Source organism: Streptomyces sp. NPDC051173, from assembly GCF_040689515.1.
In the GTDB taxonomy this organism is placed as follows: domain Bacteria; phylum Actinomycetota; class Actinomycetes; order Streptomycetales; family Streptomycetaceae; genus Streptomyces.
This window is the reverse complement of record NZ_JBFBBD010000017.1, coordinates 8,283-22,840: the sequence shown is the minus strand read 5'-3', so window position 1 is coordinate 22,840 and position 14,558 is coordinate 8,283. Positions and strand designations below refer to the sequence as shown.

Sequence of the window (14,558 nt, the reverse complement as noted above, 5' to 3'; positions counted from 1 at the left end):
AGGCGCCTGTGCCAGACCGCCTGGACGACGGGGCGGGGCGGAAGATTGCCCGCCCGAGCAGACCGGGGATGAACCAACGGGAGTATGAACATGGGGGAGCGGTTCTCGATACCGGAGCAGGTGCGCGAGCACTGGCTCAGCGGAGGCGACACCTACCGGGTGTCCGAGACGAAGGCCGAAGCCGACCAGCGCAGAGCCATCGCGCGCTCCCGGGCCGACCGGGCATACGACGAAGAGCTGATCGGGGAAGCCCTCGTCATCGCCCGCGTCCAACGCACGCAGCTGCCCACGGCTGACCAGTACCGATGGGGTGTCTTCCACGCGGGGACCGCCCTGCCGGTGGCGATGATGGAGTCCGGCCAGGATGCCGATCAGGCCCGTGCGCTCGCTGAGGCGATCGACGCATGGCGGGACGCCGAGAACGGGCAGCCCTTCGACTGGGACAGTGACGGCCTGTCCGACCGGCTGCGGTCGCCGTACGGGCGCGGGATGCTCGATCAGGTCCGCGGCCGCGAGCCGGGCGAGCGCTGGGCGGCGTCGCCGCCGGCCGAGACGCAGACGCACGAGACAGAGGACGGCCAAGCCTACACCTACGCCAAGGTCGACCGGGAGCTGCACGTCTTCGCGCCCGGCGGTCTGCTGATCGCTCGCGCAGCCAGCCGGTTCGACGTGAACACCAAGAAGGAAGCCTGGATCGGTGAGATGCGCGACGGGCGCCGCCTGGCCGGGCGCTGGGAGAGTCACTTCGTAGAGCACACGGTCCAGCAGCACCTCATCGCCCAGCAGGAGCCTGCCGACCGGGACGAGCTGTGGATCCACTACACCGCCGACCGCGCCATGGTGCACGGCAGCGACCGGTACGACGCCGACCTCAAGAAGGCCATGCGCTCGGCCGGCTTCACCTGGTCCGGCCACGCCAAGGCCTACGTCACCGCGGGCACGACCCGACCGGTGGCCCGGGCCCAGAGCGTGGACCGGCTCGCCCGGGCGCTGTACGAGGAGGGCCGCGCAGTCGAGATCCGGGCCGACGAGGACCGGCTGCGCGGCATCCTCGCCCCCGCCGCCCCCGGCACGGCCACGGCCGCCGCGAAGCCCGCCCCCGCCCCCACCGCCGCCGCGCCGGCGCCGGAGCCGGTCCTGGCCCCCGCGGACCTGACAGACGACCAGCTCGCCGCAGAGCTGTCCCGCCTGACCCGCGAGCGGGACGCGGCCGTGTACGGTGGCACGCGCCGCCGTCGCCTCGACGAGCAGCTTGCCCCGCTGACCGAGGAGAAGCGCAGGCGCATCGTCGTCTCGTACCAGGAGCGCGCCGATCCGGCTGGCATGACGGTGGACGAGCTCATCGCCGAGCGGCAGGAGCTGGCGGAGTCGCTGCGCGGCGACTACGGGAACCATCCGGTGAAGGTGGCCCGCCAGGAACGCGCTGATCTGCTGGCGGCTGAGCACGGCCGCCGTCTCGCCGCGGAGCTCGAAGAGCGGCCGCCGGTCCTCCAGATGACCGACGAAGACCTCAAAGCCGAGGGTGAGATCCTGGCCAAGGGCCGCTACGGCACTCACCCGGGCGTCGCGCGCGAGGCCTTCGACGCCCGCCGAGAGGCGGTCGGCGTAGAGATAGCCGACCGGCACCTGCGGACCTGGGAGCCCGGACAGGCCCCTGTCGGTGAGCTCGACGACATCGAGCTCACCGAGGCGATCGAGGCCCTGCGCTCCGAGCGGCTGTACGACGCCGCGTTCGCCGGCCACTACGCGTCGAAGCAGCGCATCGAGCAGGCACACGGTGCGCGCCTGGAGGCCTTGCGGGACGAGCAGAAGACACGCGACACGGCCGAGTTCGAGGCGCTGCTCAAGTCCGACGGGCGGATCCGTCTGGAGAGCCGCTCCTACACCACCGGTGTGCGCGAGGACGACGTCCGCGTTTTCGTCGACGGCCGCCGGTACGCCGACCTGACCGAGGCCTATCCCGGCTGGAAGGTCTCGATCCTGCTCGGCCGTGGCGCCCAGACCAACACGGCCTGGCGCACGGAGGCGCTGAGCTGGCTGATCGAGCAGTATGAGGCCTCGCCGCAGACCCGCGACACCCGCACCTGGGGGCCGGTGGCTGAGGTTGAGCTGCCGCCGGCGTTCGTCTCCCGGGCCGTGGAGGAGTTCACCTCCCTGACCGGGAAGGCCGAGCGGTACCTGGTTGAACGCATGGCTGAGTCCCCGCGCAGCCAGAATTTCGACCACCGCGGCAACAAATACATGGCGCACTTCCTGGATCTGCCGGAGCGGACCCTGCCGGTGCTGGAGGAGCTGGGGCGCCGCCTGGTCGGCATGCTCGACGAGGAGCTGGACTCCGACGACCGCAAGACGAGGGAGCGGGCCAAGCGGTCCAGGCCCGCCGTGCTGCGGGGATTGGACGACGTCCGCGAGACAATGCAGGCACGTGGCGTTGAGCCGCTGACGGACGCGGGCGCGTCGGCGCCGCAGGACGGGGAGACAGACGGTGAGCGAGTACGAGACGACGGCCCGCCGGCACTGGGAGACCTACCGGCCCAGGGAGCTGGCCCAGATGCCGGACCCGGAGGAGTTTTTCCGGGAGCTGGCGGTGGCGGTGCAGGAGCGGATCGCGGAGCTGACGCAGGAGCGGATGGGCGAAGCGATGCAGGAGACGGACCACGAGCGGCGCGCGGGCAAGCTCAAGGCGGCGCAGCAGATGGCGAGGGAGCAGGCACTGAGGGAGATCGTTCTGGTGGAGCCGGAGGAGGAGAGCCGGGACGCGGAGCTGCCCCGGTAGCGACCCGCTTCCGGCCCCGTTCGCAGGACGACCTTGCGCCGGCGGGGGAGCGGGCCAAGGCTCACGCCAACCTGGCGGCGGTGAAGACCCTCAAGCAGGTCCAGGCCGAGGAGCGCCCGGCCACCCCCGAGGAGCAGCAGGTCCTTGCCCGCTGGTCGGGGTGGGGCTCGGTGCCGGATGTCTTCGCTGCTCGCCCGCAGCAGGACGATCCGGTCTTCGGGCCGGGTGGCGAGCGGGAAGGCGGTTACGCGGCGGCCGCGGCCCGCTGGGAGGCGCTCGCCGACGTCCGCGACCCGCTGCGGGAGCTGCTGGATGACGCCGAGTGGCGCGCGGCCGCCGCTTCCACCCTCTCCGCCCACTACACCCCGCCCGAGATCACCGCCGCCCTGTGGCAGGCCCTGGCCGACCTGGGGTTCGACGGCGGCGAGGTCCTGGAGCCCGGCTCCGGTGCCGGCGTTACCTTCGGCACCGCCCCGGACTCCGCCCGGCTGACGGGTGTCGAGATCGACCCCACCAGCGCCGCGATCTCGCGGCTCCTCGCGCCCAGCACCATGGTGCTGAACGAGTCCTTCGCCGACACGATCGCCCCTGACGGCAGCTTTGACGCCACGGTCGGGAACGTGCCCTTCGCCCGGCTCACCCTCTTCGACCCCAAGCACAACAAGGCCCGGCACCGGATCCACAACCACTTCCTGGTGAAGTCGGTGGCCCTGGCCCGGCCCGGCGGCGTGGTCGCCCTGATCACCTCCCGGCACACGATGGACGCTGAGCGGGACGCGGCCCGCCGCGAGCTCTTCGAGAGCGCCGACCTGCTGGGTGCGGTCCGCCTGCCGAACAAGGCCTTCGCCCGCTCCGCGGGCACCGACGTGGTCACCGACATCCTGCTCCTGCGCCGTCGCGCCGAGGGCGAGATGCCCGGCGACGCGGGCTGGGTGACTTCCACCCGGCGCGACCTCGACGGCCACACGCTGCCCGTCTCCGACTACTTCACCGCCCACCCCGAGCACGTGCTGGGCACCCTCACCAGCCGCATGGGCGCCCATGGGCCGGAGGTCGCCGTTGACGGTGACCCGGACGTGGCCGTGGCCCTGAACACGGCCCTGCGGCAGATCACCGACAAGGCCGTCTCGGACGGGCGCGGGTACCAGCCCCACCCCGACGGCCCGCACCGGCCCAGGCTGCGGCTGAGGCCGGCCGCGTCCGTCACGGACTTCACCGGACGCCTGTCGGCCGACGCCGACGGCAAGCTGTGGCAGGCCAACAGCAGCGGCGACCCCCTCGCCATCGAGCTGCCCGAGGCCGAGCACGCCCAGCTGACCGCGCTCATCGAGCTCAAAGACCTGGTGCGCGGGCTCAACGACCTCGACCGCCGCGGCACCGACGGGGCCCTGGCCGACGCCCAGCGCCGCCAGACCAAGGCCGCCTACCAGCGCTACGTCCACGAGTACGGGGCTCTGACCCGGCCCCGGCAGCAGCAGAACGCCACCGTCAAGACCGACGGCGGCGAGGAACGCAAGCGGCTGACCGGCTACGGCTACTTCCTCAACGACCCCTCCGCGTACGAGGTGCTGGCGCTGGAGTGGTGGGAGGCGGACACCGAGACCGTCCACGTCTCGCAGGTGCTGGAGCGGGCCCCGGCTGCCCGCCGCAGCGTGCTCGGGCAGCACACCGACGACCCGCAGCAGGCCCTGACCGCGGTCGTCGCCGAGCGCGGCCACGTCGACCTCGACCACATCGCCTGGATGCTCCAGGTCGAGCCGGCCGAAGCCCGCCGGCTCCTGGGCCGCTTGGTGTTCACCGACCCGCTGACCGGCGACCTGGTCCACAGCCCCGACTACCTCTCGGGCGATGTCCGCACCAAGCTGGCCATCGCCAGGCAGGCCGCCCGCCGCGACCGGGCGTACGAGACCAACGTCGCCGAGCTGGAACGGGTCCAGCCGCGCGAGCTGCTGCCCGGACAGTTTGCGATCCGTCTGGGCGCGTCCTGGATCCCCGACGACATGGTCCAGGACTTTTTCCGGGGCTACCTGGGCGACGCGCATCTGACGATCCAGCATTCCGGCGGCGGGAACTGGCACGTCCTGAAGGGCCGCAACCTTGCCGAGGAGGACGAGCTGCGTCACAGCGCGGGCGGGCTGGGCCCCCTCGCGATGGTGTCCAAGGTCCTCAACGGTGGGGCCATGACCGGGCGGCCGGCGGACGATGAGGAAGCCGCGCGGGCCGTCAGGGTGAAGGCGGATGCGTTCCGCGACGCCTTCGAGGCCTGGGCCTTGGACGACTCCCTGCGCGCCGCCCGGATCGCGGAGGTTTACAACGCGCGGATGAACGCGCGGGCGGTGCGTGATTTCACCGGCTCCGCCCCCTCCCTGGCCGGACTCGATCCCGACTTCACCCCGTATGACCACCAGCTGGCGGCCGCTGCCCGCATGGCGCACGAGCGCTGCCTGGTCCTGGCCCACGAGGTCGGCGCGGGCAAGACCGCGACCATGACCATCGGCATGATGGCGATGCGCAACACCGGGCAGATCAACAAGCCCATGGTCACGGTGCCGAACTACCTGGTCGAGCAGTGGGAGAGTACCGTCCGTGGCCTCTTCCCGACCGCCCGCATCCTGGCCCTGACCAGTGCCGATCTGGCGGACGGCAAGCGGGACCGGATGCTGGAGTACATCCGGGCCAACGACTTCGACCTGATCATCACCTCCCACAGTCTCTTCGACTCGATCCCGCTCTCCCCCGAGTTCCACGAGCTTTACAACAACGACGAAGCCCGCCTGCTGCGGGAGCAGATCACCCGCGAGCGCAAGCGCGACGGGAAGTCGGTCAGCCTCAAGCAGCTCGAAGAGCGCGCCGCACAGTTCGAGGAAGAGCTCAAGGCCCGCGCGGCCGCCGTCCGCACCCCCGCGCAGGTCTACCTGGACGACCTGGGCATCGACTATTTCGCGGTCGACGAGTTCCACGAGTACAAGAACCTGGCCGTCCGCTCGAAGATCCCCGGCGCCCGCGTGGAAGGCTCCGGCAAGGCGCAGCACCTCCATGCGGTCCTGGAGTGGGCCCGGCTGAACAAGCCCACCGGCCCCATCGGTGTGCTGGCCACCGGCACCCCGCTGTCCAACGCGATCGGCGAGCTCCACACCGTGGTGCGGATGGCCGACCCCGACCTGCTGCGGGACATCGACGCCGAGACGTTCGACGCCTGGGCGAGCATGTACGGCCGCCTGGTCGAGCGGATGGAGATGACCACCGACGGCAAGGGCTTCAAGTCCGTCGAGCGGTTCGCGTCCTTCCACAACGTCTCCAGTCTTGCGCGGCAGCTGTGGCACCCGCTCGTCGACTTCAAGAGCGCCGCCGAACTGGGTCTGGACCTGCCTGCCGTCAAGGGCGGCGAGCCGGAGCTCATGCTCGTGCCGGCCACCGCCGACCAGCTCCAGCGCATGCAGGAGCTCGGCGAACGCTACGAGGCCTTCCACGGCGGGGGCGTCGACAAGAGCATCGACAACCCCCTGGCGATCAACAACGACGCCCGCGTCATCGCCATGGACTCACGCCTGATCGATGCCGACGCCGAGCCTGGCAACAAGCTCGTCGCCCTCGCGGACCGCATCATCGCGAAGTACGAGGAGACCAAGGACAACCGCTACAACTACAGCGCTACCGACGAGCGCCCCCACCCCGTGCCGGGCGCGCTGATCGGCGTCTTCCTCAACAACGGCACACCCGGCGGCAACAACCGCGGCAACTTCAACGCCTACCAGGAGCTGAAGGACCTCCTGGTCGCCCGCGACATGCCCGCCGAGAAGGTCGCCTTCATCCATGACGCCGAGCGCGCCGACCAGCGCCTGAAGCTGTCGCACCAGGCCAATCACGGCGGCATCAACGTCCTGGTCGGCTCCACCATGCGCATGGGCAAGGGCGGGAACTGGCAGAACCGCATGGTGTCGCTGTTCCACGTCGACCCGGACTGGCGGCCCTCCGACATGGCCCAGCGCGACGGCCGCATCGTCCGCAACGGCAACCAGAACGAAGAAGTCGAGATCGTCTGGATGGCCACGGAGGGCACCTTCGACTCCCGCATGTACGGGCTGCTGGCCACCAAGGCCAAGGGCTTCAACCAGCTCTACAAGGTCCGCGTGGACGCGACGAACGACGAGATCATGGAGGTGGAGGACGCCAACCTTCCCTACGAGGAAGCCATGGCGATCATCTCCGGCAACCCTTACCTGATCGAGCAGGAAGACCTCCGCAAACAGCTGCGGACCCTGGAACTCGACCAGCGCAACCGCGCCACCCAGCGCGCCATCCTCGGCAACCGGCTCAACGAGCTCCGCATCGACATCGAGAACCTGTCCTACGACATCCCCCGGCGGGCCCGCGCGCTGCCGCAGCTCGAACCCGTTCTCGGCGACGACTTCCGCATCACCCTCGCCGGGACGCAGTACACCAAGCACAAGGACGCGGCCGGGCCGCTGATGCAGCTCCTGACCGGCGTCGGGCAGAGCCTGCCCGACGGCCGCGCCACCACCCCGGACGCGAAGCTGGGGCGGCTGGGCGGCCTCGACCTCGTCGCCGTGGCCTATCGTGAGGACGGCGGCAGCGTCTTCGTCCGCCTCCACCTCGACGGCCTGCCCGGCATTGTCCAGCGCTCCACCCCCGCCGAACTCGCTGAACTCAGGGGCGAGACGGTCCTGCGGCGCTTGGTGAAGACCATCACCGAAGCCCCCGAGCGGCAGACCGAGGACGAAGGGAACCTCGCGGCCAAGCGCACCACCCGCGACCAGCTGCTCATCGACCGGGAGAGGCTGCGCGGCCAGGTTGCCGGCCTTGGCCGCGTCCGGGAGCGCAAGAGCCTGGTGGACTCCCTGGTTTCCGCCCAGGCCTCGCTGAACAAGATCGGCAAGCCGTCCGACGACGAGCCGGTGTCCGTCACGACCAGCCGCCAGGAGGCCACCGCCCGCCGCGACGACCTGCAACAGCGCCTCGACCGCCTGGCCGCAGAGCCTCCCGCCGAGCAGACCTCGACCGAGGCGGGCGCGGTGCTGCGCGACATGGACGAGGCAGGCCCACGCCTCGACCCGGCCACCTACGGCCCCGTCCAGCGCGAGGCCGAGGCGGCCCTCCTGCGTGCGCACCTCGCCGTTCACGGCCACGACCCTGAGGTCGCCGCCCGCCTTGCCGCGCTCGGCGACACCACCGAACTGCCCCGGCCCGAGGACACCGCGGCCGCCGGCCTGCCGCCCACCCAGGAAAGCCCACAAACACCTCTACAGACCCTCATAGCAGGCTTCGGGGACCGCGTCATGGCCGGGCACATCGGCGGCACGCAGAAAGCCGAGGAAACCGGCCCCAGCAGCAACAACGAGCCCGCCGAGGAACAGGTCGAGCAAGACCTCCCAGCGCCCGAAACCCCGGCGGCATCCGATGGAGCCCCGCCGCCGACGCCCGAGGAGGACACCGGCCCCGAGGACGCCGACGGGGCTGACCAGGAGGCGGGTGGCGACCCGTACGGAACAGTCGACCTCTTCGGGGAGTTCGGGCTGACGCCGCCCGAGCGCGTCCCGGCCCCGGCCCCGGAGGAAGTCCCCGCCCCCGAGCCGGAGGAGGAGCCCGAGGGCATCCCCGAGGGCCAGATGACCGTGGAGGAGGCGCAACCCGCTCCCGCGTCCGCCGAGCCGGCGCCGAGCGACGATCAGCGGGAGCGGCTCACAAGCGCGGACGGGCAACTGGCCTTCACCCTCCTGCGGGTGCGCACCGATGACGACCGGCCCGAGATCGTAGAGGGATACCGGCGGCGCCGCGACGAGCTGGGCGCCGCCGTAGAGACCCGCAATGCCCAGAGCGCCCAGGGCAGCGAGGAGCGCGGCCAGGAGCTGGCGAAGTGGCAGCGCAGCTACAAGGCTGGCAACGGCCTGGAGCCGTGGAGGCCTCTGCCGTCACTACGGCTGACCCGGCGCCCGGATGGCCCGGGCCTGCAACCTGCCGAGTACGCCATCGGCTCCTGGGTGACCTGGCAGGACACCGCGACCGGCACACAGGTGACCGGTCAGGTCATGTCGCCCGGCGCGGGCACGGACACCTTCTACGTCAGCACCGACCGGACGGGCGTGACGGGCGAGTACCACGTGCTCAGCCGGAGGGGGAAGAAGAAGACCGGCTACAGCTACAGCATCAACGGCGCGACGACCGATCTCCGGCCCGCCGACGGGCCGCCGGAGCCGCTGCCTTTCGAGAGCCTGCTGGCGGTCGACGCCGTCACCGCCCGCCCGGTCGCGTCGTACGCCGACTACGTGCCCAAGAAGGGGATGGCCCCGGTGCGCGAGCCGGTGCCGGTCATCGTCGGCGCGGACGAGGTGCGCTACCAGCGCGGGGAGGTCGCCTTCCCCGTCACTGCCGACCACATCCCCTTCGTGGTCAAGATCGACCAGGACGACGCCTCCCTCACCCTGCTCTACACGCTGCGCGTCGAAGTCGACGGCGAGATCGTGGTCAAGCTGTGGCAGGAAGAGACGCGGGGTGCCGCCATCGACGCGGCGGTGCGCGCGGCTCGTCAGGCCCGCGAGCTCGCCGACAAGCCGCTCTACGCCCGCTCCCGCAACCACACCCTGGACGTCGCCGAAGACGGGGTGTGCGCGAAGTGCCACCGGCAGTTCGACGGTGACACCGAGGCCCAGCCGCTGTACCGGGTCGACGGTGGCGACCCGACGTGCGCCCCGCACATCGCTTCTGCCCTCGATGTTCGGCTGGGTGAGGTGGAGGAGCTGGGAACCGCGCGGCGCATCATGGCGGCTCGCACTGCCCCCGAGCCGCAGACGGACATCGAGCCTGCCCCGGCCGAGGAACCGGCGGTCCCGGAGGCCGCCGCGCCGGCGCCGGACGAGCCCCGCTTGGTCGACCGCGCGACCGTGGCCGCCGGCGACCTGGTCACGATCACGCTGGACGTGCCCGGCGTCCTGCACCTCGACAGGGAGGTTCCCGAGGCGGTCTCCGTCACCGGATCCGTCTACCCGGCGTACCGCGACTACCACCGGGGCGCGGTCCTGCTCGACTCAGTGATCCACGACGCCGAAGGCAACGAGCTGACCATCGGGGCAGACGTCACCGTGCAGACGATGCCCGACCAGGTGCACATCACCCCAGCCGGACACCGCGAGGACCTGCGGCCCGAGACCCGCGCCGTCACACAGATCCGCCTCGGTGACCTCGTCGCCGAGGGCGGCACCCGCGGAGAGACCGTCACCGAGATCCGGTACGCCCACAACCCCCAGGGAGCCACCGGCTTCTCCACGCGCGATGTCGCCAAGGGGACCGCCAACGGCTTCTCCCTGCGCAACACGGACGAGGTCCTCGTCGTGCCCCGCGAACGACGCCTGCCCGCTGACTACGCCGAGGTGTTCGGCCGGCACCACAGCCACGCCGAGGCGGTCGCCCAGACTCGGCGCACTCACGAGCGGCACGCCGCTCTAGAGGAAGCGGCGGCCCTCCAATGGCCGGACGGTAACGGCCCCCAAGCCCAGCTCCAGGCGCTGCGTGACGCCGTCCGGGCGATCGACGCTGAGGCCTCGGGCACGGACGTGTACCGGGCCAACGCCGCGGCGATGACCACCGCGGCGGCCGCCGCAATGGCCCTCTTCGACGCTGTCGACGACACTGTCCGCTACCGCGGACTCGGTGAACCCCTCCACCAACTCCGCCAGCACCTGGATATGCAGATCCACCGACTGCACGCGGATGTCGCTCGCCTCGCACAGCGTGCCCAGGAACGCGCAGCCGCTGCCGCACCGTCCGTCGGCGAGGTTCAGAACCCAAGAGCCGCTGACGAAACACCGGACGAATCCCTTGAGAATCCACCCGGGCCGGCCCCGCAGCAGTCCCCTCAGGGCGAGGAAGCAGAGATGATCGATCCCCAGTCCACGCTTGCTGGTCAGGACCCGGCGGCGGAGCAGCTGGGACTTTTTGGCCTGACCGAACCCGGCACGAACGCCCCTCAGGACGAATCGTCCGCCGTCGACACTGTGGGGATCGCATCAGGCAGCGAACAGTCGGCCGAGACCACTGGGCCACAAAGCCAGCCTGACCAGCCGGAAGAACCCATCGCCAGCACGGGCCAGGACGACGCCGTGCAGGCCGCCCCCGCTGCGGACACTCCTGTCCCGGCCCCGGTGGAGGGCACCGACCTTGGTGCGGCCGCGGCCGCGGTCACCGCTGCCCCGTACTGGCGCGAGATCGGCGCCGAGAGCGACGCCCAGGCCGCCGAGCGGCTCGGCGGGGCGGAGCGCGTCCGCTCGTTCGCCGGTCTGGCCACCGTCCAGCCCGTCGAAACGGTGCTCAACAACTTCTACGCCCAGGTCTGGATGGACGATCGCCTGATCGGCCACGTCTCAGACCTCAACGGCATCGGTGACGCAACCGGCAGAGGCAGGGCCGCGGGCTTGTGGGAGGCCAAGCCCGTCTTCGGCTTCTCCGACCGAGGACGTCCACGATTCCGCAGCCAGGAACCGGCAGTCGCCGACCTCGTCGTGCGCGCGCTCCAGGAAGGCCCCCCGGCCGAGGACCGCCTGAACAGCGCCATGACCAGCTCCCTCACCGGCAGCCTCGCCCGCCCTGGGGAAGCGCTGGCACAGCTCCCGGCCCAGGCACAGAGAGGGCCGGGCGCAGTGGAACGCCGGGCCGAGCTAGCCGATGTCCTGCGCGCCTTCACTGAGGGACGAAGCCACAGCGGAAGCATCGCGAGCGACCTCGCGACCGTGCACGACAGCCTGATCTGGCTGCACGGCACCCAGCCCGCGACCGCCACACAGGCCCTGGCCGACCTCGAGCGCCGCGCCGCGGCGGCCGCGTACTTCCTCAACGTCTTCGGCCCCGACGACCCCCGGGCTGCACACCACCAGCGCAGCAGCGCGCCGAACCAGGAGCAGACCACCCAACAGTCCGAACCGGCGCAGGCCGCCGAACCCGGTAACACCAGCATTGACAATGAGCTGCGCGCCCCCGACGCGCCGTCGCCCGAGCCGGCCGAGATACCTAATGCCGCCGCTGTGCCGGATGACCACGAGGCCCGCGATGTCACCGCAGAGACTCAAGATGGCGACGGCCGCGCAGCGTCACCCCCGGCCCCAAGCCCGTCAGGTCCGGCCGCTGACGAGCGGCGGGAGGAGGCTCCCCCCGCCGTCACGGGCGACCAGGCGGACCCGGAGGGCGGAGACGAGACCGCCGGTCCCGGCGACACGACGCTGAATACCACGCCTCGCAGCGTCGAGGAGAGCGACGCCGAGTCGGTGAAGGACCAGCTCGACGCCACTGAAAGCCACGTTGGCGACCCAGCGCCGCGATCAGAACGTCAGACCGAGGCACTCGCCCCCGCCGGTGACCAGGAGAGCGAACAGCCGCTACAGGACACGGCCGCCAGCACCAGCGATCGCGTGGCTGCTGAACCTCCGCCAGAGGAATCGGAAGCTCAGCCGCAGCAGTCGACGACCACCGGAATAGACACCTTGGAGGGAACAACCGTGGCCGAGCCCGGGGGCGAAGCCGGCGGTGAACCGGATTACGAGTCCCTCTATGCCGAGGAGTTTGTCCAGCCGACCGTCTCGACCCGGCCGGGCCAGGAGCCTGACGCGCAGGAGCAGCGCACGGTTGCGCCCCCTGCCGCTCCGGGGGAGGCCCAGGTGGACAGCCTGGGCCGCGCGGCGCTCTCGGAAGAGGCTGAGGCCAGCAGCGTCTCGCAGCAGGGCGAAGACAGCAGTGTGGCTCTGGTTGATGTAGCGCTCGTGTTGGAGTCTCCGGAACAATCCATGTCGCTGGTTGAGCCTGCTGCGGCTGTTGATTCTGCAGGACACGCCTCGGGGCAGGAGAGCATGGCACCGTCGAGGGAGGACGCGACCATGGCTGAGGCGCAGGGGACGGATCAGGCCCGTGCACTGAGCACCTCGGATCCGACTGAAAAGGAGGAACCCGTCATGCCTGCCCCGTCTCCTGCCGGTACACCGCAGCAGACCCAACAGGGTCCGGCCACGGCGCCAGGCGGTGACGCCGACGAGCGCAGCCTGCTGAACCAGGCCGTCGAACTGCTTGTCTCGACCCAGTTCGGATCGACCTCGATGCTGGAGCGCCGGCTGGGCGTCAGCTCCGAGAAGGCCCAAGAGCTGATGGAAGGCCTGCAGGAACGAGGCATCGTCGGCCCCGCCAGCAGCGCCAAGGGCCGCGACGTTCTATTTGAGAAGGAGGCTCTGGAAGGCGCCCTGGCCGCACTCGACCCGGCCACCGGCGCAGAGCCCCCGAAGACCTCCCCCACCGCTGAGCTGGCGCCCGGCCACCCCGAGTTGCCCCTGTGGACGGGCAACACCTTGCCCGACGGCAAGTGGGACCGCCGCGGCCGCGTTCTTCACGACTTCTTCGACGGTCAGCCCATATGGCAGATCAAGCCGGAACTAGCCGCACAGCAGCCGCCCGTGGCCGTTCCCACCGAGTCGCAGTCGGCCACAGCCCCGCCGCGTACGGGCACAGCAGTGACCGGTGAACTTCGGGAGCTCTTTGGCGAGGTGCTGCAGGCCTGGAAGGAGCACATACCCACTGACGTCAGCTCTGCGGAAAGCGTCAAGGAGGCGGCGGCAGGTGCGCTGCGGACGCTCGAGCAGGCACTCCAGGCGGCAGGTGCTCGTCCCGCGGAGCCCGCCCGCCCGACGGCGGCCGCCGAATCGGCCTCGGAGCCCGAGAGGGTCGCCGATGCGGTCAACAAGGCCCTGGACAAGGTCGACCAGCACACCACCACCAGCTTCCGGGACTCTCCCGAGTGGCAGCGGTTGCAGACCATTCGCGGTGCCGCCCGGCACCTGTGGGACACGTTCAAGGAGAAGGCCGGGGCGTTCTGGAACTCCTTGCGCGAAGACGCCCGCTTCCAGGGATTCTGGAAGAGCGTCTCGATACGCGTGTGCGAGAAGATCGCGGAGTGGGCCACCGCCGGGGCCGAACGGATCCGCCGCTCGACCGCGGGCGACCTCCCCACCGCTGACGCTCTCATGGCGCTCAGCGACACCAGCCTCGCCTACAGCACCGCGGCACGTGCGAGCACGGCACCAGCCCCGCAGCCGAAGGCGCAGGCCGAAGTTCAGCAGGCCGTCGAGGCGCAGCAGGTGAAGGCTGACGCTGGCGTTCAGCAGCCGCCCGCTCAGGCCCAGCCGGCACCGGCCGAGCCTCAGAAGACGCCGCAGGCCAAGCGCCCCGCTGGGCTGCGCCCGTACGCCTCGAAGGACGAGGCGGTGCAGGCCTCGATCGAGGTCGTGGCGAACTTCCGGACGTGGGTCGAGTCCCCCATGGGGCAAGAGCTGGTGGCCAGCAGGCACCCGCGCCTGATCGCGTTCAAGGACGCGTGGGAGAGTCTTCCGCCGGCGGAGCTGCCTACCGGCCCGGGCCCGGCCACGGTCCCGTACGGGGATGTCTCCAAGACGGCTCGGGCCCTGTGGCGGAAGGCGGCGGAGTCGGGCCGCTTTGCTGACGCGGACCTCAAGACGCTGCGGGCCATCGCTGACAGCGCGGGAGCTCACTCCAAGCGTCTGGCGAAGACGGCGACCGGCGGCGGGGCAGGGGCTGAGACCCCTTCCCGCCGTGCTGCTGTGACAACGCCCGGCGCTGCCCAGCAGGCCCCGCCGCGCCCGCGCGTGGCGGCCACCCCGCCGAATGCGGCGGCGCGGCCGCCACGAATGTCGGCGTAGCCACTACGCCGTCGCGCTGGCCTGAGACAAGGATGACCGCAGGCCAGCGCGACACGCGCGGACGTGGACGCTTGAGT

The 14,558-nt window shown here is 71.0% G+C and carries 1 protein-coding gene; it reads left to right on the top strand.

Annotated elements, in window-relative coordinates; genetic code table 11:
- Positions 1-90: 90 nt before the first annotated feature.
- Positions 91-14,481: a DNA translocase FtsK gene (locus AB0435_RS12520; protein WP_366426861.1), complete on the top strand. Its 14,391-nt coding sequence runs from the start codon at positions 91-93 to the stop codon at positions 14,479-14,481.
- The last annotated feature ends 77 nt before the right edge of the window (positions 14,482-14,558 follow it).